Origin of the sequence: Kosakonia pseudosacchari (assembly GCF_900184035.1) — a bacterium.
GTDB lineage: Bacteria > Pseudomonadota > Gammaproteobacteria > Enterobacterales > Enterobacteriaceae > Kosakonia > Kosakonia pseudosacchari.
On record NZ_FXWP01000009.1, the window covers coordinates 559,789 to 581,793 of the forward strand.

Consider the following 22,005-nt stretch of genomic DNA (forward strand, 5'->3'; position numbering starts at 1 on the left):
CAGCCACTCAACAAGGTGAGTAAATCATATGGTTGATCTACGTCAGTCCAGGGATGTACCGCAAATCATGCTGTCGGTACTGTTTTTAGCAATCATGATTATCGCCTGTCTGTGGGTCGTCCAGCCCTTCATCCTCGGTTTTGCCTGGGCGGGAACGGTGGTGATCGCCACCTGGCCACTGCTGGTGCGCCTGCAACGCGTGCTGTTTGGTCGCCGCTCGCTGGCGGTGTTAGTCATGATGTTGCTGTTAATCCTGCTGTTTATTATTCCTGTCGCGCTACTGGTTAATAGCCTGGTGGACTCCAGCGGCCCGGTGATCCATGCCATCAGCACCGGTGCCATGTCACCGCCGGATTTAGCCTGGCTAAACAGCATTCCTTTCGTTGGTGAGAAGCTCTATGCGGGCTGGCACAGCCTGCTGGATATGGGCGGCAGCGCCATTATGGCTAAACTGCGCCCGTACGTGGGGGCGACAACCACCTGGTTTGTCGGCCAGGCCGCGCATATCGGGCGCTTTATGCTGCACTGCGCCCTGATGTTGCTGTTCAGCGCTCTGCTCTACTGGCGCGGTGAGCAAGTTGCCAGAGGGATCCGCCATTTCGCCATTCGTCTTGCCGGAAAACGTGGCGATGCCGCTGTGCTGCTGGCAGGCCAGGCAATCCGCGCCGTAGCGCTTGGCGTGGTAGTCACCGCACTGGTGCAGGCCGTGCTTGGCGGCGTTGGTCTGGCCATTTCCGGCGTGCCGTACGCGACATTGTTTACCGTGGTTATGCTGATGACCTGTCTGGTACAGCTCGGGCCATTACTGGTGCTGGTTCCGGCCATTATCTGGCTTTACTGGAGCGGAGATTCCACCTGGGGCACCGTACTGCTGGTGTGGAGTTGCGTTGTCGCCACGCTGGATAACTTTATCCGCCCGGTACTTATCCGTATGGGCGCGGATTTACCGCTGATCCTTATTCTTTCAGGGGTAATTGGCGGACTGGTCGCTTTCGGTATGATTGGCCTGTTTATTGGTCCGGTATTACTGGCGGTTTCCTGGCGGCTATTCTCCGCTTGGGTGAATGAAGCGCCCGAACCGGTAGCGGCAGATAATGCGCTAAGCGAAGTCGACGATTTAGACAACCCCTCCTGAAAATAATAAGGCGGGGTAGCCCGCCTTAATTATTATTAAGCGCTACTTATCATTTCAGACACGAAATCCCGATCAGATCCCTCTGAAAGCGAAATAATGGCCGGTTTAGCCCATATATTCTTCACGTCCATTTAACTAATGAGACGAATCTGATCGACGCAAAAAATCGACATGCCTACTATTAGCTCACGGTTATAAATCAACACCTTGATTTATAAGCATGGAAATCCCCTGAGTGAAACAACGAATTGCTGTGTGTAGTCTTTGCCCATCTCCCACGATGGGCTTTTTTTTCGCCGCTTTGCGCGCAAACACTTATTTACCGGATGCAGACACGCTACCTTTGCCGCTCACTGCGCAGGCACCATTATCAATAGCCGCACCAATCGGTAGCTAATGCATCGTGCCCGTCACCGGCACGAATATGACCGTTATAAGGCACACAGCCATTAAGATGTCGCCCATGCCGGCACGAGAAACATTAATAGACAACGTTTCATTTAAATAACCTCAGCACTATTACTGGCAATAGCTATTTACCTTCCGCATCTGCGAAATAAAAACGGTAATATTGAATAAATTGAAACCACGACAATGCGCTCAAGAAAAATCAGCTTATGTATTTACCTGCACCCGCTGCTAATAAGATTATGCTGAGATAGCACATGATCAACGATGTTACGTAACCGACCCTGTAGCGCCCTATCAATCCTGCGTGAACCACGCGTAGTTCACCCGCCGGGTTCAACGTCGATAAACCCCGTCACGTCATGACAAATAAAATGAACATCCTGACACTCAGCTATTTCTACCATTAGATAAACCTCAATAAAATTATCTCTTAAAACACGGGGGAAATAGAAAACCACAAGATGATAAATCACAAGAGAGGGTTATATGCAGGGCAATTCTCAATACAATAAACCTATACCAGGGGCAGGCACGAATAGCTTACGATCATACAAATACCTTACGTAATTCTAGGCCATGCAGCGTGGTTGTAATTTCAGCAGGTGTATTGTTGTCTGTTTGTGCAAATAGCTGGCTTAAAGCTGAAAGCTTTCCGAAACCCCCAGCCAGGCTGGGGGTTTCTACAGACAAAAAATAGCCCACCATTCGATGGGCTACGATTTTATCCCTGGCTGACGTCGCACCAACTCATCATTTTCCAGGCTCCGGGAAGCACGCGGGTCTCGCCGTAAACGTTCACCGTGAGCGCTGCGCGAATATCTGCCGATGAGGCACCGATTTGCAGCTCAAACTCACCCGGCTCAACAATGCGTTGCCCGTCACGCCGAGTAAAGTTGAGCATATCCACCGGTACGGTGAACGTCAGCGTTGCCGTTTCACCCGGCGACAATGTCACGCGCTGGAACGCTTTTAGCTCCTGTATCGGGCGTACCATCGACGCTACCTTATCCCGGACATACAGTTGCACTACCTCACTGCCGCTGCGCTCTCCGGTATTTTTCACCTGCACCTGTACGCGAATATCGCCATCGATCGCCACCTCAGGCGTGAGCAGCACCGGGTTGATATACTCGAACTGCGTCCAGCTCTTGCCGTAGCCAAAGGGGTAAAGTGCGCCAAAATGGAAGGCAAAGGGTGTACCACCGCTTTTCAGCTTGTGGTTGTAATAATAGGGCATCGCACCCGCGCTTTTCGGCACGCTGACCACCAGACGCCCCTGCGGCTCTGCTCGCCCGGTCAACACATCAGCAATCGCCCGGCCCCCCTCCTGCCCCGGTGCCCACGCCATCAACCATGCGGCAACGCGCGACTCCAGCCCTTGCAGGTTATACGGACGCCCGCCAGTCATAACCACCACTACCGGCTTCCCGGTTGCCACTAACGCCTCCAGCAACTGCTGTTGCACACCTGGCAGCGTCAGGCTATCCGTGTCGGAACCTTCTCCCACTGTCCCGCTCTGGAATAGCCCGGCAAGATCGCCCACACAGGCAATAATCACCTCGCTTTCTTGCGCCACGCTCACCGCGTGCGGGATCAGGCTCAAATCCATGGAAACCGGTGACTGCTGCATCGGTTTACCCGATGCGTCCCCGGGGAAAACGGGGGCGCCAGCCATACGTTTTTCAATAATATGGCAGCCTTTAGCATAGCGGACGTTTCCCTCTCCCAGCGTCTGGCGCAGCGCCGCAAGCGGCGTGGTGACCTGCGTGGTCTCCTCCAGCATATCGCTAATGATCAAATGCACCGGGAAACTGTAACCGCTGAGCAAAGCCAGCGGATCGTCAGCGGTCGGGCCAATTACCGCCACTTTCGGCGTGCCGTTCAATGGCAGAATGCCGTTATTTTCCAGCAGCGTCATTGAGCGCGTAGCGACCTCGTGCGCTACCTGCCGCGTCTCAACGGACTGCAAGTCGATACCCTGTTCATCGGTATAAGGGTGTTCGAACAAACCGAGGCGAAATTTCACTGCCAGCACGCGGGCGACGATTTCATCCACTTTTGCCATGGAAATAAGACCGCGCTCAACGGCCTCTGCCAGGTGACGCGCGCAGTCATCTTTTGGCAACTCAACATCCAGCCCGGCATTAAACGAGAGCGCTGCGGATTCTGCGGCATCGTGTGTCACACCGTGATGTTGATGTAACAGGCTGACGCCGCCGTAATCGGCAACAATAATGCCCTCGAAGCCCCACTGTTCACGCAGCAAGGTGGTGAGCAAGAAATGATCGCTGTGACCAGGCTGATTATCAATGTCGTGATAGGCCGGCATCACCGATCCTGCTTTCGCCAGCTTTACCGCCATCTCGAACGGCAGCAAAAAGGTGTCGTTCAGCTCGCAAAAACCCAGGTGCACCGGGGCATGGTTACGCGCGCCTTCGCTAAACGAGTGACCAACATAGTGTTTGAGCGTCGCCAGCATATCGCCCTTTTCACCCTGCAAACCTTTCACGTACGCGCAAGCCATCACTCCCACCAGCCACGGATCTTCACCAAACGTCTCTTCAGTGCGTCCCCAGCGGACATCACGCGAGACATCCAGCACCGGAGCCAGCCCCTGTTTGCAGCCGGTCGATCGCGCTTCCAGCCCAATATGATGAGCGGCACGCTGCACAAGTTGCGGATCCCAGGTTGAACCGTAGTTCAGCGAGGAGGGAAATAACGTTGCGTCTTTGCACAACAAGCCAACCAGGCACTCTTCATGAAACAGCGCGGGGATACCCAACCGCGTCTCTTCCACTAACGTTTTTTGTAGCCGATTAGCCGCGCGCACGCCGCGCTTCGCCTCCACTATATGCGTGCCCAGCGGACGGGTTATTTGCCCGACGCCCAGCTTAAGCCGCTGCGCCAGCGCCGCCTGCGCGCTGACGCCGGCAAACTCATCGCTGAGATCGGTGCGCTCGCGGTGCTCACCCTCTTCTGAAAGCACCAGCCATAAAGCATGCATTTGCGCGAATTTCTCTTCCGGCGTCATCCGCGCCAGTAAGTCCGCAACGCGTTCGGCCACGGGACGGTTTGCGTCCTGGTAGATAGCAGTCATCGGGTCACTCCTGTGTTATTGAAATCCGGGGCGGTTTGCACTGTCGTGTCGCTTTCGCTGTTACCGCGTTTACGTATCAGATCTTGCGCGATACTGTCGGCAACCTGGCTATTCAGTTTGTAGCGGGTCAAGAGCAGTACCATGCAGATAAACAGCAGGCAGGGGATCAGCGTAAACAGCGCGTTAATGGTCGTCAGCACCGTGGCACTCTGGGCTGCCTGGTTCGGCGCATAGTCCACTGCGCCCAGCACCCAACCCACAACGGCACCGCCGAGCGCCAGGCCAAATTTAATGGCGAATAACGCGGTAGAGAACACCAGTCCGTCAAGGCGACGCCCGCTGCGGTGCTCTTCGTAATCCACCACATCAGAGAACATGGTCCATTGCAGTGGCGTGGTCAGGTTCTGAATAAAGCTGAAAACGATATTGAGGCCAAAAATAAGCCACACTTGTGTCGGTGGGATAATAAAGATCAGCGCCGCGAAAACAACGAACGTAATAATTGTCCACTGGTAGGCGCGCACCCGGTCAAATTTCCCTAACAACCGTGCTGATAATAGCGCTCCGCTTAGAGCGGCGATCATGCCGGAAACAATAAAAGTAAACACCATATCCGGGCGCTGTAATACGTATTTGACGTAATACATCGTGGCAGAACCACGCGTTACAACTGCGGTTAACAGCAAAATATTAAACACAAAAACAATGCGCCACTGCGTATTCCCCGCCAGCAATTTGAGATCGCTGAACAGCGAACCGGAGCTATCATTTCGCGGCGTAAAACGTTCGCGCGTCAGGAAAAAACAGCCAAAAAATAGCGCAATGCCCAGCAACCCCATCATGCTCATGGCATAGAAATAGCCTTTCTGATCGTTACCCGCGCCCAGTTTCGCCACCAGCGGCAGCGCGATAACGGTGACGATCAGGCCGCCGATAAACGATAAACCAAAGCGCCAGGACTGCAGCGAATGTCGCTCGTGTGGATCCATCGTCAGCGCACCGGGCATCGCGCAGTAAGGTACGTTAATCGCCGAGTAGATGAAGCTAAGGATGGCGTAAGTGACGCAGGCATAGAGGATTTTTGCCGTTGCCCCGGCGTCCGGGACATAAAAGGTAATAATGCAACTCACACCGAACGGTATTGCAAACCACAGCAGCCAGGGGCGAAAACGCCCGTGTCGCGTTTGCGTGCGATCCACCAGTGCGCCGATACAAGGATCGACAAAAGCATCCACCGCGCGCACAACCAAAAACATGGTTCCCATAATGGCGGCGGGTAAGCCAAACACATCCGTATAGAAATAAGCGAGAAACAGCGTTGCGGTTTGCCAGACGAGGGCGCTTGCCATATCGCCAAGACCATAACCTATTTTGTCTTTTGTACTCAGGACAGAGGAGATTGTCATTTTTATCAGCCTTGTGAGGTCAAAAAATATTTCAACGTGGCGCGATAAATTAACGTCGCGCGGCTCACTACAGGCTCAAGTATTGGAAGAAGCCTACGAGGGGACAATTGCAATAATTGCCAGGCTTTTTACGTTTTTTAGTAATTGTGATCGCCGCCGAGTTCGCGGCTGAAATAAAAAAATCCCCGACATTATGCCGGGGATTTTACTTTTGCCTTTATTTTTTCAGTTCGGCGAGACTGAGCCAGGTCTGCACCACGGTGTCCGGATTGAGCGAGAGACTATCAATGCCCTCATCCATCAACCATGCGGCAAAATCTTCGTGATCCGAAGGTCCCTGCCCGCAAATACCGACATATTTGCCCTGCTTTTTCGCCGCACGGATCGCCATGGAAAGCAGCGCTTTCACCGCGTCGTTACGTTCGTCGAACAATTCAGAGACCACGCCGGAGTCGCGATCGAGGCCCAGCGCCAGTTGAGTCATGTCGTTCGAGCCGATAGAGAAACCATCGAAATACTCGAGGAACTGCTCCGCCAGCAGCGCGTTGGACGGGATTTCGCACATCATGATGATTTTCAGCCCGTTCTCACCGCGTTTCAGTCCCTGACGCGCAAGTTCATCAACCACCGCTTTTGCCTGTTCAACGGTACGCACAAACGGGACCATGATTTCTACGTTGGTCAGCCCCATATCGTTACGCACGCGTTTTACCGCTTCGCATTCAAGCGCAAAGCAGTCGCGGAAGCTGTCGGCCACATAACGGCCCGCGCCACGGAAGCCGAGCATTGGGTTCTCTTCTTCCGGCTCGTAACGCTCACCGCCAACCAGATTGGCGTATTCGTTCGATTTAAAATCGGACAGACGCACAATCACCCGTTTTGGCCAGAATGCTGCGCCCAGTGTCGAAATGCCTTCCGTCAGACGCCCTACATAAAACTCAACCGGCGAATCGAAGCCTTTCATCATTTCGCGGATTTCATTTTGTAATTTCGCGTCCTGGTCATCAAACTCCAGCAGCGCGCGCGGATGCACACCGATCATACGGTTGATGATGAATTCCAGACGTGCAAGCCCTACGCCTTCGTTTGGCAGGCAAGCAAAATCAAACGCGCGATCCGGGTTGCCGACGTTCATCATGATCTTCAGCGGCAGATCCGGCATGGTGTCTACGCTTGAACTTTTCACGCTGAAATCCAGCAGATCGGCATACACATAACCGGTATCGCCTTCGGCGCAGGAGACGGTGACTTTCTCGCCGGTTTTAATGCGTTCCGTCGCATCGCCGCAGCCCACCACCGCCGGGATACCTAACTCACGCGCAATGATCGCCGCGTGGCAGGTCCGACCGCCGCGGTTGGTCACAATGGCCGCCGCTTTTTTCATGATCGGTTCCCAATCCGGGTCGGTCATGTCGGTCACCAGCACATCGCCTGGCTCGATCAGGTTCATCTCACTGATATCATGAATGACTTTTACCGTACCTGCGCCAATGCGATGCCCAATGGCACGGCCTTCAGAGATAATGCGCCCCTGAGCATGCAGCGTGTAACGCTCCATCACCTGGCCACGCGAGCGTACGGTTTCCGGACGCGCCTGAACGATGAACAAGTTGCCAGTATGGCCGTCTTTCGCCCATTCAATATCCATTGGACGGCCATAATGTTTCTCGATTTGCACCGCCTGCTTCGCCAGCGCTTGTACTTCGTCGTCGGTCAGGGAGAAACGGTCGCGCTCGGCCTGCGGAACATCTTCAATTTGCACCTGCTTGCCATGCTCTTGCGTCGGTGCATAGATCATGCGGATTTTCTTCGACCCCATGGTGCGACGCACAATGGCCGGACGATTTGCCGCCAGCGTTGGCTTATGCACGTAGAACTCATCAGGGTTCACGGCGCCCTGCACCACCATTTCGCCCAGCCCCCAGGCAGAGGTGATAAACACCACCTGATCAAAGCCGGATTCCGTATCAATGGTGAACATCACGCCAGAAGAGCCGATATCCGACCGCACCATGCGCTGTACACCGGCAGAAAGCGCGACGCCACGGTGATCGTAACCCTGATGCACGCGATAGGAGATGGCGCGATCGTTAAATAACGAGGCAAACACATGCTTCACCGCCACCAGCACGGCGTCATACCCTTGCACGTTGAGGAAGGTTTCCTGCTGACCGGCAAACGAGGCATCCGGCATGTCTTCCGCTGTCGCAGAAGAGCGCACCGCGAAAGAGGCTTCGGCGTCATCTTCGGAGAGTTTGGCGTAGGCTTCGTGGACGGCTTTTTCCAGATCGGGCTGGAACGGCGTGTCGACAATCCACTGGCGGATCTGCGCACCCGCTTTTGCCAGTTCGGAAACATCATCGATGTCGGTTTTATCCAGTAATTCGTAAATGCGCTGATTTAGCCCGCTTTGTTCCAGAAACTGGTTAAACGCATCGGCCGTGGTCGCAAACCCATTCGGTACGGAAACCCCCATACCGGACAGATTAGTAATCATTTCACCAAGGGAGGCATTTTTGCCCCCAACTCTGTCTACATCATTCATGCCGAGTTGGTCATACCAAAGCACCAGCGGAGACGAGCCATTGTTGGACATCGAAACAATCCTTTTGTGATATATGAATGGGTAAAAACGTCGAACTACATTTTTATCCTGGCATAATTAATTCCGTTGAAAAAACGGTGAATCGTGTAAGCAATTACGATTTCTGGTTTTTCGGATAGATTCCCATCAATAAATCACCTTGAGTAATTTCTCAATTTTGTATCTCCTTATTTTTTATAGGGGAAACTAAAAAAATGAACCACAGAGTTCATTAAAAATAAAAACACCATTTCATTTTAAAAATGAGAAAAAGGAGATACGCATGTTGCGGATTTTAATTTATGCTTTCAGCGAATTACGCATGTCATTCAGGATGGGTTAAATGGACAGTTCAGTTGATCGCCACGTCTTTTATATTTCTGATGGAACCGCTATCACCGCTGAAGTATTAGGCCATGCGGTAATGTCGCAATTCCCGGTCGCTATCAGCAGTATCACGCTGCCGTTTGTCGAAAACGAGAGCCGTGCCCGTGCCGTCAAAGAACAAATAGACGCCATCTATCAGCAAACCGGCAATCGTCCCCTGGTGTTCTACTCGATTGTGATACCGGAAATTCGCGCCATTATTTTGCAAAGCGAAGGATTTTGTCAGGATATCGTCCAGGCGCTGGTTGCGCCGCTGCAGGAGGAATTAAAACTCGATCCTACCCCCATTGCGCACCGCACACATGGGCTTAATCCAGGTAATTTAACCAAATATGATGCGCGTATCGCGGCAATTGATTACACCCTCGCGCACGACGACGGTATTTCGTTGCGCAATCTTGATCAGGCTCAGGTGATTTTACTGGGCGTTTCGCGCTGTGGGAAAACACCGACCAGCCTGTATCTGGCGATGCAATTTGGTATTCGCGCGGCAAATTATCCTTTTATTGCCGACGATATGGATAACCTCGTTCTCCCCGCTGCGTTAAAACCCCTGCAGCATAAATTATTTGGTCTGACCATTAATCCGGAGCGTCTTGCCGCCATTCGCGAAGAGCGCCGGGAAAATAGCCGCTACGCGTCGTTGCGCCAGTGCCGCATGGAAGTCGCAGAAGTGGAAGCGCTTTACCGCAAGAATCAAATCCCCTGCCTTAATAGTACCAACTACTCGGTAGAAGAAATTGCCACCAAGATGCTCGATATTATGGGGTTAAATCGCCGCATGTACTAACATGCTAGTACATGGGTGCATAATGCGCTATGATACTGCCCGGAAACGTGATGTCCTTTGTAACCCCTCTTGAAATAAGCCGGGATTGGTTTAAGGTGTTGCGCATCACTTCCGGCATTCCTGCCGCTGAAGCACCTAATTTTTGAGATTCTTGATGAACAAAACTGATGAACTTCGCACTGCGCCTATCAGCAGCCTGGTGACACCAGCTGAACTTGCGCAGCGCTACCCTGTTACCTCAGAGGTAGCTGAGCATGTGACCGCATCCCGTCGGCGGATAGAAAAAATACTGAATGGTGAAGATCGCCGCCTGTTGGTGATTATTGGTCCCTGCTCAATTCACGATCTTGACGCCGCCGTTGATTACGCGAGCCGTTTACAAGTATTACGTGAAAAACACCACGCGCATCTGGAAATAGTCATGCGCACCTACTTCGAAAAACCGCGCACCGTAGTGGGCTGGAAAGGGTTGATTTCCGATCCGGATCTGAACGGCAGTTACCGCGTAAATCACGGTCTTGAGCTGGCGCGTAAGCTGCTGTTGCAGGTCAATGAGCTAGGCGTGCCCACCGCCACAGAATTCCTCGATATGGTGACCGGCCAGTTTATTGCCGATTTAATTAGCTGGGGTGCTATTGGCGCGCGCACCACGGAAAGCCAGATCCACCGGGAAATGGCCTCGGCGCTTTCTTGCCCGGTCGGTTTTAAAAATGGTACCGATGGCAATACACGTATCGCCGTTGATGCGATCCGTGCTTCACGCGCCAGCCATATGTTCCTCTCGCCGGATAAAAGCGGGCAAATGACCATTTATCAGACCAGCGGCAACCCCTACGGCCACATCATTATGCGTGGCGGTAAAAAACCAAATTACCATGCCGAAGATATCGCCAATGCGTGCGATACGCTGCGTGAATTTGGTTTGCCGGAGCATCTGGTGGTGGATTTCAGCCACGGCAACTGCCAGAAAGAGCACCGCCGCCAGTTGGATGTCTGTGACGACATTTGTACGCAAATCCTTAATGGCTCGCTCGCGATCGCTGGTGTGATGGCGGAAAGTTTCCTGCAAGAAGGCACGCAAAAAATTGTCAGTGGCCAGCCGCTCGTATACGGGCAATCTATTACCGATCCCTGTCTGAACTGGGAAGACAGCGAACTGCTGCTGGAAAAACTCGCAACCGCGGTTGCCACCCGCTTTTAACTTTTTCCTGCTGACTACCTCAGAATGACGCATTCCCCCTACTTTTTCCTGGGGGAACTGCGTTTAAGTAAGCAATCTCCCTTGCGTCACATCACCATACTATTGATAATCATTATCAATATCATTATTGGTTTGTCTTAAAACGGATATGTCGCACATGGATAGCACGCCTGCATCACCAGTCATGCCTCAGGAAAAGCCCACGCTCATCACCCCAACCGATCGCCGCATTCATAGCCGTTCATTGCTGGGGGATGAAGGACGTGTCGTTATTGAGCACAACGGGCAGCAATATCTGCTGCGCCAGACGCACGCCGGAAAATTGATCCTGACAAAGTAGGCCGTTTTTAACTCGAGCAGCTTACTTCCAGCCGTTTGCCCCAGTCAGGCGGGCGGCTGACATAATCATCACTGCGATCAATAAATGGCTGTCGTAATGCCTCATGAAGTCGCTCCAGCTCGCTGTTATCACCTTTCTCTGCGGCATCTATGGCGCGCTGCGCCAGCCAGTTCCGCAACACCATCGCCGGATTAACCTGCTGCATATGCGCCTGTCGCTGTGCGTCATCGATATTCTCCTGCTGTAAGCGCGCCCGATATCGTGCAAACCAGTCATCAAATGCGCCGCGATCGATAAACTCATCGCGTAACGGCGACGCAGCACTTTGCTGCCCGGTCAGACTGAGCATGCGGAACGTACGCGTATAATCGCTGCCTTCACGCGCCATCAGGGCAAACAGCGAATTCAGAAGATCGTTATCCCCTTGCTGGCGGGTGAAGAAGCCCAATTTGCTGCGCATCAACAGGCCATATTCAGTGAGTAACTGGTGCTGGTAATCATCCAGTGCGGCGTTTAGGCTCTCCGCAGCAATAAATGGCGATAGTGACTGCGCCAGGCGCTGGAGATTCCAGAGCGCCACCGCCGGCTGGTTTTCAAAACTGTACCTTCCCTGGTAATCAGAGTGGTTGCAGATAAAACCGGGCTGGTAATCATCAAGAAAACCGAACGGGCCATAGTCGATCGTTAAACCAAGAATCGACATGTTATCGGTATTCATTACACCGTGCGCGAACCCTACCGCTTGCCAGCGCGCAATCAACTGCGCGGTACGCCGCACGACATCCCGGAACCATGCGACATATTTATCGCTTTCGTTTTGCAATTCCGGCCAGTGATGACGGATAACAAAATCTGCCAGTTGACGGACTTTTTGCGGATCGCGTCGGTAGTAAAAATGTTCGAAATGACCAAACCGCACATGGCTTTCGGCAATACGCATCAGCATCGCGCCCTGCTCCTGCGTTTCGCGCATCACCGGCGTATCGCTGGTCACAATGCTCAATGCGCGCGTGGTCGGGATCCCCAGATAATGCATTGCTTCTGAAGCCAGGCTTTCGCGAATGGTCGAACGCAACACCGCACGGCCATCCCCCATGCGCGAATACGGCGTCAGCCCGGCGCCTTTCAAGTGCCAGTCCCGGGTTGTGCCGTCCGGGAGTTGCTGCTCACCGAGCAAAATCCCGCGTCCATCACCTAATTGTCCGGCCCAGACACCAAACTGATGTCCACTGTAGACCTGCGCCAGGGGAGACATGCCAGGCAACAGCGCTTCACCGCCCCACACTCCTGCTCCCGAGGCGGGATGAAACAGCGCATCCGGTACATCCAGCGCATGTGCCAACGGCTCATTGCGCCAGAGCAACCGGGCGTTGTGCAGCGGCGTTGGGGATAATGCGGTATAAAAATCTGGCAATTCATCTCGCCAGTGGGTAGTAAAAGACAGGGTCATGGTTCCTCCTGCCTTTAGTGTAGTGCTAACTATGGTGTTTAAACACCGGGTAAAAGCAGGGCTATGGTTGAACCAGAGAGGTTAACTGTTCGACGGCGACGGGTGGCCACATTGCGCCAAGCATGGCGCTAAAGGGAAAGGCCGAAGCGCGGTTGAGGGCGTGTTCATCATCAATGCCTGCAATCATCAATGCATCACAATAGGGCTCGAGCTGCGAAACAATCACCCGCATAAAAGGTTCGAATGAAGGTGAAGCCAGCCGCTGATGAACAAAATTTTTATCCAATACCACCCGCTTAAATAAGCCATCAAAAATGGCTTTGGTCGACGCGGTTCCGGCACCAAAATTAGACAGCACCAGGGAATATTGTTTCGCCAATAGAAACAATAGATGATTATCTTTTCCCCTATTTAGATCGGGAAAATTCTCATTAATGGTAAATTCAAGAAAAGGAAATTTCCTAATGTTTGTTGCAAGCGTTTCATCTGTTAACAGGACATCAATCAAAGAGGGCGCAATATTAATCCAGGCCGTTAATTGATGTTGGATAAAAAAGAGTTGGCAGGCTTCAAGCAGTGCCAGTTGTTCATTGAATAAGGTGAGTATTTCTTCAGGCGTAAGGCGCGGGAGGACCAGCTCTGTAGGCGTGCGGACATTGCTGTCGGGCCCCACAAAGTTAATGATAATTTCCAGTCCCTGTAGCATTCCGTTACTTTTTCTCGCAGGAAGTAATAGAAGCTCAGAGCGATAGGTGTCATCCAGCGATACTATCATTGCGCCAGCCCCGCATTAAGGGTGATATCCGGCATTGTCAAACACAGGGGAAGATATTTCAAATCTATTGTTTTAAATGAGATTAACTTCATTTTTTTCCCGTTTTATTTTTTGGCTGCTCCTTAACCTTTATTAGCCTGATAACGAATTCACGGATGTCCGGATCCCAATGTACACAGATATTAATTAAGATAAACGTGATTATTTAGTGGAAATTTCCTGGTTTAAAAAAAGCCCTTGCGGGCTTTCTCATTTTAGATGCGACGTGCTTGCCAGAAATTTTTACGCCAGTAGACATTATCCAGAGAAGAGCGCATCACTCCCCGGCTGGTTGAGGCATGAATGAACTCATTATCCGTATCGTAAATACCAACGTGCAATCCGCTCTCTCCGGAACCGGTTTTAAAGAAAACCAGGTCGCCTGGTAGCAAATCATCTTTATCGATTTTCGTGCCGATTTCCGCCTGTTGGCGCGTCTCGCGCGGCAGTTGTAAAGAAAACTTATCGCGAAACGTCATCATAACGAAGCCGGAACAATCAACGCCGGAACGGCTCATGCCACCGTAGCGATACGGCGTACCATGCCACTGGCTCAGCTGATCATTCAGGCCAGCAATAACGGTTATCGAATCTGACAATCTTGGATTTGGCGGCGGCGCGCGATGAGAACTACATCCTGCAAGGAATAACGCCGCTGCCAGCAATAACCAGATACGCATTCTGGATCACGCCTCTTTATTTCTTTTTCTCGGAATAATCTACCGTGTGAATCAGATCTGTGGCAAGTCACCTTTTCGTCACGTTGCGGGGATCAGCACGCGGTGACCTTCCACATCCAGTTGGCGAAAAGCCAACCCATACGCCGTCGCCAGATGAGATGGTGTCAGCACCTCGTCCTGCCGCCCGCTCATTAACAGTTTGCCGCCACTGAGCAGCCAGGCCTGACGCGCATGTCGCAACGTATGGTTAAGATCGTGGCTACTCATCACCACGGTAATTCCTGCGGCAACCAGCTCGTTTAAAAGCTTATCGAGTGCTGCCTGCTGGGCAACATCGAGGCTATTCATCGGCTCATCCAGCAACAAAAGCTCCCCGGTGGGGTTACCGGCGGGGTGAATTTGTAAAATCACTGCCGCTAAGCGTACCCGCTGCCACTCCCCGCCTGACAGGTGATTCACCGCCCGCCCCAGCTTATCGCTGAGGCCAAGCTTGCCCGCGATCTGTGCAAGCAGCGCGGTATGTGCGTTATCGCGCTGATGCAAGGACAAGTACTGCCAGACTGGCATCGCGAACGGCGGTGCCTGCTGCTGGGCCAGGTAAGCGCGGTGTTGCGCCAGCTGCGATGCTGGCCACTGTGTCAAAGAACGGGCATTAAACAGCACGCTTCCCTGCCCGCCTGATAACCCAGCAATGCGCGCCAGCAGGGTGCTTTTCCCTGCACCATTCGGTCCGACAAGATGCAGGACTTCTCCCCGGCCGATCGATGCTGTTATCGGCCCAAGCCTTCCGGGTTCAGCCACATCCTGAAGCTGCAACAGCATTGACATTACTTCGCCAGCGCCTGTTTCACCGCATCAACGAGAATCGGATCTTCCGGTGTCATATCCGGTGAGAAGCGTTGAATCACGTTGCCATCACGACCAATCAGGAATTTTTCAAAATTCCACAGAATATCGCCCGGCTCTTTCGGCGCTCGCCCCTTGCTCTCCATACGTTCGTAGAAACCACTTCCCTCAGGTGCAACGGCCTTCGGCGCTGCAGCAATGAGCTTTTTATACAGCGGGTGACGTGCTTCACCATTCACATCGATTTTGCTGAACAGCGGAAATGTTATGCCATACGTGGTGCTACAGAAGGTTTTAATCTCCTCTTCTGAACCTGGTTCCTGGCCGAGAAACTGATTGCAGGGAAAACCGAGTACGGTAAAACCTTTGCTTTCAAATTCTTTTTGCATCTGTTCCAGTTGTTCGTACTGTGGCGTCAGCCCACATTTAGAGGCAACGTTGACCAGCAGCAGCACCTTGCCGAGGTAACCTGCAAGCGTTGTCTGTTCACCATCGATAGTCTTAACTTCAGTATTGAGAATATCCTGTTGCATAGCGTCACCTTAATGAATGTTATGGTTTGCGGGCTCAACGCCCGGCTCTCAATAATAGCCAGATAAATACCGGCGCGCCCAGCGTCGACGTCACAACGCCTATTGGCAACTCGGCCGCATTGAGCGCCAGACGTGCTATCACATCGGCAAATAACAGTGCCACCGCTCCTGCCAGCGCGCAGCCTGGCAGCAATGCCCGATGATCGGTCAAACCGCACAGACGTAAGATATGGGGAATGACCAGACCGATAAAACCAATTGAGCCCGCCAGCGCGACGCTTACGCCGACCAGCCAGCCCGTGGCTACCACCAACACGTTTCGCCATAGCCACATCGGTAATCCTAACTGGCGCGCGGAAATATCTCCCAGAGCCAGCATATTCAGTGGCTGAGACTGGAAAGAGACCCAAATGATGACAGGCACCAGTGCCGCCATCAGCCAGCTTTGTTGCCAGTCTACCCCGCCAAAACCTCCCATCATCCAGTACATTAGCTGGCGCAAGTCGAAGGAAGAAGAGAAATAGACGGCCCAGGTCATTAATGCAGTACAGATAATACCCAACGCGACGCCAGCCAGCAGCAAACGGCTGGTTGAGATATGGCGACGCGCGAAACGCAGCAGGATCAGCGTCACAATGAGCGCCCCGGCGATCGCACAAACGCCCAGCGCCCAGCCAGGCAGCAATCCGCCACCCAGCAATACAGCAGCAATTAGGCCAACGCCCGCACCGCTGGAGACGCCCAGCAATCCAGGTTCCGCAAGCGGGTTTTCGAACAGTGCCTGCATCACCGCACCGCACAACGCCAGTGCAGCCCCAACCAACAACACGGCCAGCGTACGTGGCAGACGAATCTGCCAGACAAACAGTTGCCCATCCGGTGTAAACCAGGCACCGGGAGAAATCCATTGATCGCCCGCACAGAGACTGAACAGCAGCGCGAAGAGTAAAAGTAGCAGCAAGCCACCCAGCCAGCGGCGGTTGCGTTGCTGTTGAAGATGAGCGTATGCCAGCATGTTTTCCGTTTTATTGGTCAGCAAGGCCACTGATTTTAAAGATGATGCCGGATGCTGAAAAGAAAAAAGGCCGCGATGCGGCCTTTTTAATTAGTTCATATCATTCAGCTTTGGGCGAAGCGTTTTCGACACGGCTCTTTAACTTCTGGCCGGGTCTGAAGGTCACCACGCGCCGGGCTGTAATGGGAATATCTTCGCCCGTTTTTGGATTACGACCCGGACGTTGATTTTTGTCGCGCAAATCGAAATTGCCAAAGCCGGAGAGTTTTACCTGCTCACCGTTTTCCAGAGCACGACGGATCTCTTCGAAAAACAGCTCTACCAGCTCTTTTGCGTCCCGTTTGCTAAGCCCAAGCTTATCAAACAGATATTCTGACATTTCAGCTTTTGTAAGCGCCATAGGTTCAATCCCTCAATGATGCCTGGAATCGCTCTTTTAATGCCTCTACACATCTGGCAACGGTAGCGGCAATCTCCTCTTCTTCGAGTGTACGGCTGGTATCCTGAAGGATCAGGCTAATGGCAAGGCTCTTATACCCTTCCGCTACACCCTTACCGCGGTACACGTCAAATAAGTTTACGCCAACTACCTGATTTACGCCAACTTTCTTACATTCGCCCAAAACATCTGCTGCAGGCACATTTTCTGCGACCACAACAGCGATATCACGGCGGTTCGCCGGGAAGCGCGAAATCTCCTGAGCCTGAGGCACCACGCGGTCTGCAAGCGCATTCAACTCCAGTTCAAATACCAGTGTGCGGCCGTTCAGATCAAGCTTACGTTCCAGTTCCGGGTGAACAACACCAATAAAACCAATGCGCTTATCTTTCAGATAAATCGCTGCAGATTGGCCTGGGTGCAGTGCAGGATTCGTTTCCGCGCGGAACTCAATGGCGGAAAGTTTACCTGTAAGTTCCAGCACGGACTCAAGATCGCCTTTTAAATCGAAGAAATCGACGCTTCCTTTCACCAGATCCCAGTGCTCGTCATAACGGTTACCGCAAATCGCGCCGGCCAGCATCACATCCTGACGGATGCCAAGATTAGCTTGCGTATCAGGTACAAAGCGCAGGCCGGTTTCGAAAATACGCACACGGCTCTGCTGACGATTCTGGTTATAAACGATAGTGCCGAGCAAACCGGTCCACAGAGAGAGGCGCATCGCCGACATCTCGCTGGAGATTGGGCTTGGCAGGATGAGTGCTTCCTCACCTGGATGAATCAGTTGCTGCAGCTTCGGATCGACAAAGCTGTAAGTAATGACTTCCTGGTAGCCTTTATCGTTAAGCATGGTTTTAACACGCTTCATCGACAGGTTTGCTTCGCGGTGCTCGCCCATAATCAGGCCAGCCTGCACCGGCTCATCAGGAATATTGTTGTAGCCGTAAACGCGGGCAACTTCTTCGACCAGATCTTCTTCGATTTCCATGTCGAAACGCCAGCTCGGGGCAACCGCCAGCCACTCGTCCTGGCCTTCAGTCACTTCGCAGCCCAGACGCTTCAGAATATCGCTGACCTGTTCGTCGGCAATATGATGACCAATCAGACGATCCAGTTTGCTACGGCGCAGACGGATAGTCGCGCGTTTCGGCAGAGTGGCTTCATTCGTGACATCAATCACCGGGCCGGCTTCACCGCCGCAGATATCAAGCAGCAGACGGGTGGCGCGTTCCATCGCTTTGTATTGCAGTTGCGGATCGACACCACGCTCATAACGGTGAGAAGCATCAGTATGCAAACCGTGACGGCGCGCGCGGCCAGTAATTGACAGCGGATTGAAGAAAGCACATTCCAGCAGCACGTTCTGCGTTTCGCTGTTCACGCCGGAGTGTTCACCACCGAAGATACCGCCCATTGCCAATGCTTTGCTATGGTCAGCTATCACCAGCGTGTCTGCGTTCAGTTTGGCTTCATTACCGTCCAGCAGCACCAGGGTTTCGCCCTCTTTTGCCATACGCACCACAATGCCACCTTCCAGACGGTCGCGGTCAAACGCATGCATTGGCTGCCCCAGCTCCAGCAGAACGTAGTTGGTCACGTCCACAACGGCGTCAATCGAGCGAATGCCGCAACGGCGCAGCTTCTCTTTCATCCACAGCGGGGTTGGTGCTTTGACGTTGATACCTTTTACGACACGACCAAGGTAGCGCGGACAGGCCTCTGCCGCTTCCACAGTAATCGGCAGCGTATCGGCGATGGTAGCGGCAACCGGTGCGATATCCGGCGCGGTCAGCGGAGATTTGTTGAGCACCGCAACATCACGCGCCACACCGATGATACCGAGGCAATCTGCACGGTTCGGCGTCACGCTGATTTCGATGGTGTTGTCATCAAGTTTTAAATATTCACGGATATCGGTACCGATCGGCGCATCCGCCGGCAGTTCAATAATGCCGTTATGATCGTCAGAAATCCCCAGCTCAGAGAAAGAGCAGAGCATGCCTTCCGACGGCTCGCCACGCAGTTTTGCCGCTTTTATTTTGAAATCACCCGGCAGTACTGCACCGACAGTGGCGACAGCGACTTTGAGCCCGAGACGGCAGTTTGGCGCGCCACAGACGATGTCCAGAAGACGCTCACCGCCCACGTTTACTTTCGTTACGCGCAGTTTGTCGGCGTTCGGGTGCTGAGCGCACTCCATCACTTCGCCAACGACGACGCCATGAAACGCACCGGCAACCGGCTCAACACCGTCGACCTCAAGGCCTGCCATGGTGATTTGCCCGGACAGCGCTTCGCTATCAATGGCTGGATTAACCCATTCGCGTAACCACAGTTCACTGAATTTCATTGTTTTGCCTGCCTTTATTTAAACTGTTTGAGGAAACGCAAATCGTTTTCGAAGAACGCGCGCAAGTCAGTGACACCGTAACGGAGCATCGTCAGGCGCTCCATACCCATACCGAATGCAAAACCTGAGTAAACTTCCGGATCAATACCGACGTTACGCAGTACATTTGGATGCACCATCCCGCAGCCTAGAACCTCAAGCCATTTGCCGTTTTTACCCATGACATCCACTTCCGCAGAGGGCTCAGTAAACGGGAAATAGGACGGGCGGAAACGGATCTGCAAATCTTCTTCAAAGAAGTTACGCAGGAAGTCGTGCAACGTGCCTTTCAGATTGGTGAAGCTGATATTTTTATCAACAATCAACCCTTCCATCTGATGGAACATCGGTGTGTGCGTCTGGTCGTAGTCGTTACGATACACGCGACCTGGCGCAATAATGCGGATAGGCGGTTGCTGATTTTCCATCGTGCGGATCTGCACGCCTGAAGTCTGGGTGCGCAGCAGACGGGTTGCATCAAACCAGAAGGTGTCGTGATCAGCGCGTGCCGGGTGGTGACCCGGGATGTTTAACGCATCGAAGTTATGATAATCATCTTCGATTTCCGGACCGGTGGCGACAGTAAAGCCAAGCTCACCAAAGAAACTTTCGATGCGGTCGATTGTGCGGGTCACCGGATGCAAACCGCCATTCTCTATTCGACGCCCCGGCAGCGACACATCAATAGTTTCGGCGGCGAGGCGTGCATTTAATGCAGCATTTTCAAGATCCGATTTACGCGCATTCAGCGCATGTTGCACTTGCTCTTTCGCTTCGTTGATCACCGCACCCGCAGCCGGGCGCTCTTCTGGCGGCAGCTCACGCAGGGTGGTCATCTGAAGGGTCAGGTGCCCTTTCTTGCCCAGGTATTCGACGCGTACGTTGTCCAGCGCGGCGACATCTGAAGCATCGTTAATGGCTGCCTTCGCACTGGCAACCAGCTCTGCGAGATGTGACATGGTTTTCCTCGTTATATGACGATATTTACAAGCGGCAGATACAAAAAAAGCCTCCACAAGGGAGGCTTTCTGGCGCTGTTTTCCGTTTCTTCTTTCACGCGCTAGCCTCCCGGGTTCAGGTGCTAAAGTAAAAAAAGAAGCGGAAAATAGCAGCATTCATGCTTGCGTTACCTTAACAGGGTAAGTGGCGGCGATGGCTTATTGAAAACGTATCACGGCAAAATGTCAATGCATTGATAATGTTAAAGCAAAAGAGGGAGCTAAGCTCCCTCTCTTAAACTGGCTTACGCCAGAGCTGCTTTCGCTTTTTCAACCAGGGCAGTAAATGCCACTTTGTCGAATACTGCGATGTCAGCCAGGATCTTACGGTCGATTTCAACAGAGGCTTTTTTCAGGCCGTTGATGAATTTGCTGTAAGAAATACCGTTCTGACGTGCTGCTGCGTTGATACGTGCAATCCACAGTTGACGGAACTGACGCTTTTTCTGACGACGGTCACGATAAGCGTACTGACCAGCTTTGATAACAGCCTGGAAGGCAACACGGTAAACGCGTGAACGCGCGCCGTAGTAACCTTTAGCTTGTTTCAAAATTTTCTTATGACGTGCACGTGCAATCACACCACGTTTTACGCGAGCCATATGCTCTCTCCTGTATCTATATTCTTAAAAAAGTTAAAAGGTTAACGACTTATGCGTACGGCAGGCACGCGATTACCAGACCCAGATCGCCTTTAGAAACCATGGCTTTCGGACGCAGGTGACGTTTACGCTTGGTAGCTTTTTTGGTCAGAATATGACGCAGGTTAGCATGCTTGTGCTTAAAACCACCTTTACCGGTTTTTTTGAAGCGCTTAGCAGCACCGCGTACGGTCTTAATTTTTGGCATTTTTTAACTTCCACTTCGCATTGTTAATAAACGAAACAAAGGCGAATTAAACCCGTGAACTTATGGCCCACAGGTTTAATTACTTGATGGCCTTACTGTTTCTTCTTCGGAGCAAGCACCATAATCATCTGGCGGCCTTCGATCTTCGTTGGGAAAGATTCGACCACTGCCAGTTCAACCAGATCTTCTTTCACGCGATTAAGCACTTCCATACCGATCTGTTGGTGGGCCATCTCACGACCGCGGAAACGCAGCGTGATTTTGGCCTTATCGCCCTCTTCGAGAAAGCGAATCAGGCTGCGGAGTTTTACCTGATAGTCGCCTTCATCTGTACCAGGTCGGAATTTGATTTCCTTAACCTGAATAACTTTTTGCTTCTTCTTCTGTTCCTTAGAAGATTTGCTCTTTTCATAGAGGAACTTGCCGTAATCCATTATACGGCAAACGGGCGGCTCGGCGTTAGGGCTAATTTCGACTAAATCGACCCCGGCTTCTTCAGCTTTTTCCAGAGCTTCTCTGAGACTCACAATACCAAGCTGCTCGCCTTCCAGACCTGTTAAGCGAACTTCCGTGGCGCGAATCTCGCCATTAATACGATTGGGACGCGCCGTTTGAACTCGTTTTCCGCCTTTAATACC

Annotated in this window: 20 protein-coding genes, 1 other RNA gene and 1 other annotated feature; of the genes, 5 read left to right on the forward strand and 16 right to left on the reverse strand. The window is 52.5% G+C overall.

Annotated elements, in window-relative coordinates; translation table 11 throughout:
• Window positions 1-28 precede the first annotated feature (28 nt).
• Both ydiK and rprA read left to right on the forward strand, forming a co-directional pair.
• Window positions 29-1,135 (forward strand): AI-2E family transporter YdiK, encoded by a 1,107-nt coding sequence (gene ydiK / locus BN2591_RS04625; RefSeq protein WP_086869425.1) that lies wholly within the window; start codon window positions 29-31, stop codon window positions 1,133-1,135.
• Between the two features lie 188 nt (window positions 1,136-1,323).
• Window positions 1,324-1,431: antisense sRNA RprA (gene rprA, locus BN2591_RS04630), an RNA gene on the forward strand.
• 836 nt (window positions 1,432-2,267) lie between these two features.
• Here rprA and BN2591_RS04635 read toward each other — a convergent pair.
• The 3 genes from BN2591_RS04635 to ppsA all read right to left on the reverse strand — a co-directional run bounded on the left by BN2591_RS04635 (window position 2,268) and on the right by ppsA (window position 8,645).
• On the reverse strand, window positions 2,268-4,643 hold the full coding sequence (locus BN2591_RS04635; RefSeq protein ID WP_086869426.1) for a glycoside hydrolase family 3 N-terminal domain-containing protein: 2,376 nt from the start codon (window positions 4,641-4,643) through the stop codon (window positions 2,268-2,270).
• A complete protein-coding gene (locus BN2591_RS04640) occupies window positions 4,640-6,049 on the reverse strand; it encodes an MFS transporter (RefSeq protein ID WP_086869428.1) in 1,410 nt (469 codons plus the stop codon). Before BN2591_RS04640 ends, BN2591_RS04635 begins: the two co-directional genes overlap by 4 nt.
• 217 nt (window positions 6,050-6,266) lie before the next feature.
• Complete coding sequence (gene ppsA, locus BN2591_RS04645) at window positions 6,267-8,645, reverse strand: phosphoenolpyruvate synthase (protein WP_086869430.1); 2,379 nt, start codon at window positions 8,643-8,645, stop codon at window positions 6,267-6,269.
• Between the two features lie 331 nt (window positions 8,646-8,976).
• Here ppsA and ppsR point away from each other — a divergent pair, with 331 nt between their 5' ends.
• The 3 genes from ppsR (at window position 8,977) to hemP (ending at window position 11,351) form a co-directional block, all read left to right on the forward strand.
• Window positions 8,977-9,810, forward strand: coding sequence for a posphoenolpyruvate synthetase regulatory kinase/phosphorylase PpsR (ppsR, locus tag BN2591_RS04650; protein ID WP_086869431.1), 834 nt, complete (start codon window positions 8,977-8,979; stop codon window positions 9,808-9,810).
• A gap of 154 nt (window positions 9,811-9,964) precedes the next feature.
• Window positions 9,965-11,011 (forward strand): 3-deoxy-7-phosphoheptulonate synthase AroH, encoded by a 1,047-nt coding sequence (gene aroH / locus BN2591_RS04655; RefSeq protein ID WP_086869433.1) that lies wholly within the window; start codon window positions 9,965-9,967, stop codon window positions 11,009-11,011.
• A gap of 148 nt (window positions 11,012-11,159) precedes the next feature.
• Window positions 11,160-11,351, forward strand: a complete 192-nt coding sequence (hemP, locus tag BN2591_RS04660; protein ID WP_086869434.1) for a hemin uptake protein HemP — start codon at window positions 11,160-11,162, stop codon at window positions 11,349-11,351.
• Between the two features lie 7 nt (window positions 11,352-11,358).
• Here the strand turns inward: hemP and selO are convergent, their stop codons facing one another.
• The 13 genes from selO to infC all read right to left on the reverse strand — a co-directional run bounded on the left by selO (window position 11,359) and on the right by infC (window position 22,002).
• Window positions 11,359-12,801: a protein adenylyltransferase SelO gene (gene selO / locus BN2591_RS04665; protein WP_086869436.1), complete on the reverse strand. Its 1,443-nt coding sequence runs from the start codon at window positions 12,799-12,801 to the stop codon at window positions 11,359-11,361.
• Between the two features lie 61 nt (window positions 12,802-12,862).
• Window positions 12,863-13,576, reverse strand: a complete 714-nt coding sequence (locus BN2591_RS04670) for an EAL domain-containing protein (protein WP_086869437.1) — start codon at window positions 13,574-13,576, stop codon at window positions 12,863-12,865.
• 254 nt (window positions 13,577-13,830) lie between these two features.
• Window positions 13,831-14,295: a C40 family peptidase gene (locus BN2591_RS04675; protein WP_017456559.1), complete on the reverse strand. Its 465-nt coding sequence runs from the start codon at window positions 14,293-14,295 to the stop codon at window positions 13,831-13,833.
• 78 nt (window positions 14,296-14,373) lie between these two features.
• Entirely contained in the window at window positions 14,374-15,123 is a 750-nt protein-coding gene (gene btuD, locus BN2591_RS04680) for a vitamin B12 ABC transporter ATP-binding protein BtuD (protein WP_086869439.1), read from the reverse strand.
• Window positions 15,123-15,674 (reverse strand): glutathione peroxidase, encoded by a 552-nt coding sequence (locus BN2591_RS04685; RefSeq protein ID WP_086869440.1) that lies wholly within the window; start codon window positions 15,672-15,674, stop codon window positions 15,123-15,125. The genes btuD and BN2591_RS04685 overlap by 1 nt, the downstream gene beginning before the upstream one ends.
• Before the next feature lie 34 nt (window positions 15,675-15,708).
• A complete protein-coding gene (btuC, locus tag BN2591_RS04690; RefSeq protein ID WP_025263640.1) occupies window positions 15,709-16,689 on the reverse strand; it encodes a vitamin B12 ABC transporter permease BtuC in 981 nt (326 codons plus the stop codon).
• A gap of 100 nt (window positions 16,690-16,789) precedes the next feature.
• Window positions 16,790-17,089 carry an integration host factor subunit alpha gene (gene ihfA / locus BN2591_RS04695; protein ID WP_006820203.1) on the reverse strand — a complete coding sequence of 100 codons (300 nt, stop codon included), beginning with the start codon at window positions 17,087-17,089 and terminating at the stop codon, window positions 16,790-16,792.
• A 4-nt stretch (window positions 17,090-17,093) separates the two neighbouring features.
• A complete protein-coding gene (gene pheT, locus BN2591_RS04700) occupies window positions 17,094-19,481 on the reverse strand; it encodes a phenylalanine--tRNA ligase subunit beta (protein ID WP_086869443.1) in 2,388 nt (795 codons plus the stop codon).
• Window positions 19,482-19,495: 14 nt separating this feature from the next.
• Entirely contained in the window at window positions 19,496-20,479 is a 984-nt protein-coding gene (gene pheS / locus BN2591_RS04705; RefSeq protein ID WP_065368665.1) for a phenylalanine--tRNA ligase subunit alpha, read from the reverse strand.
• A 40-nt stretch (window positions 20,480-20,519) separates the two neighbouring features.
• Window positions 20,520-20,644: a sequence feature (Phe leader region), on the reverse strand.
• Complete coding sequence (gene pheM / locus BN2591_RS24465) at window positions 20,595-20,639, reverse strand: pheST operon leader peptide PheM (RefSeq protein ID WP_001386830.1); 45 nt, start codon at window positions 20,637-20,639, stop codon at window positions 20,595-20,597. It overlaps the preceding feature by 45 nt.
• Window positions 20,645-20,763: 119 nt before the next feature.
• Window positions 20,764-21,120: a 50S ribosomal protein L20 gene (gene rplT, locus BN2591_RS04710; RefSeq protein ID WP_013366084.1), complete on the reverse strand. Its 357-nt coding sequence runs from the start codon at window positions 21,118-21,120 to the stop codon at window positions 20,764-20,766.
• A gap of 49 nt (window positions 21,121-21,169) precedes the next feature.
• Window positions 21,170-21,367 (reverse strand): 50S ribosomal protein L35, encoded by a 198-nt coding sequence (gene rpmI, locus BN2591_RS04715; protein WP_001124225.1) that lies wholly within the window; start codon window positions 21,365-21,367, stop codon window positions 21,170-21,172.
• Window positions 21,368-21,459: 92 nt separating this feature from the next.
• Complete coding sequence (gene infC, locus BN2591_RS04720) at window positions 21,460-22,002, reverse strand: translation initiation factor IF-3 (RefSeq protein WP_071908164.1); 543 nt, start codon at window positions 22,000-22,002, stop codon at window positions 21,460-21,462.
• Window positions 22,003-22,005 lie beyond the last annotated feature (3 nt).

What these genes read in the sequence shown, in the direction of transcription:
- rpmI (WP_001124225.1), bottom strand. Translation starts at nt 21,367, where the DNA reads ATGCCAAAAATTAAGACCGTACGCGGTGCTGCTAAGCGCTTCAAAAAA.
- ydiK (WP_086869425.1), top strand. Translation starts at nt 29, where the DNA reads ATGGTTGATCTACGTCAGTCCAGGGATGTACCGCAAATCATGCTGTCG.
- btuC (WP_025263640.1), bottom strand. Translation starts at nt 16,689, where the DNA reads ATGCTGGCATACGCTCATCTTCAACAGCAACGCAACCGCCGCTGGCTG.
- ihfA (WP_006820203.1), bottom strand. Translation starts at nt 17,089, where the DNA reads ATGGCGCTTACAAAAGCTGAAATGTCAGAATATCTGTTTGATAAGCTT.
- BN2591_RS04670 (WP_086869437.1), bottom strand. Translation starts at nt 13,576, where the DNA reads ATGATAGTATCGCTGGATGACACCTATCGCTCTGAGCTTCTATTACTT.
- BN2591_RS04685 (WP_086869440.1), bottom strand. Translation starts at nt 15,674, where the DNA reads ATGCAACAGGATATTCTCAATACTGAAGTTAAGACTATCGATGGTGAA.
- BN2591_RS04675 (WP_017456559.1), bottom strand. Translation starts at nt 14,295, where the DNA reads ATGCGTATCTGGTTATTGCTGGCAGCGGCGTTATTCCTTGCAGGATGT.
- rplT (WP_013366084.1), bottom strand. Translation starts at nt 21,120, where the DNA reads ATGGCTCGCGTAAAACGTGGTGTGATTGCACGTGCACGTCATAAGAAA.
- ppsA (WP_086869430.1), bottom strand. Translation starts at nt 8,645, where the DNA reads ATGTCCAACAATGGCTCGTCTCCGCTGGTGCTTTGGTATGACCAACTC.
- ppsR (WP_086869431.1), top strand. Translation starts at nt 8,977, where the DNA reads ATGGACAGTTCAGTTGATCGCCACGTCTTTTATATTTCTGATGGAACC.
- pheS (WP_065368665.1), bottom strand. Translation starts at nt 20,479, where the DNA reads ATGTCACATCTCGCAGAGCTGGTTGCCAGTGCGAAGGCAGCCATTAAC.
- selO (WP_086869436.1), bottom strand. Translation starts at nt 12,801, where the DNA reads ATGACCCTGTCTTTTACTACCCACTGGCGAGATGAATTGCCAGATTTT.
- hemP (WP_086869434.1), top strand. Translation starts at nt 11,160, where the DNA reads ATGTCGCACATGGATAGCACGCCTGCATCACCAGTCATGCCTCAGGAA.
- aroH (WP_086869433.1), top strand. Translation starts at nt 9,965, where the DNA reads ATGAACAAAACTGATGAACTTCGCACTGCGCCTATCAGCAGCCTGGTG.
- BN2591_RS04640 (WP_086869428.1), bottom strand. Translation starts at nt 6,049, where the DNA reads ATGACAATCTCCTCTGTCCTGAGTACAAAAGACAAAATAGGTTATGGT.
- BN2591_RS04635 (WP_086869426.1), bottom strand. Translation starts at nt 4,643, where the DNA reads ATGACTGCTATCTACCAGGACGCAAACCGTCCCGTGGCCGAACGCGTT.
- btuD (WP_086869439.1), bottom strand. Translation starts at nt 15,123, where the DNA reads ATGTCAATGCTGTTGCAGCTTCAGGATGTGGCTGAACCCGGAAGGCTT.
- pheT (WP_086869443.1), bottom strand. Translation starts at nt 19,481, where the DNA reads ATGAAATTCAGTGAACTGTGGTTACGCGAATGGGTTAATCCAGCCATT.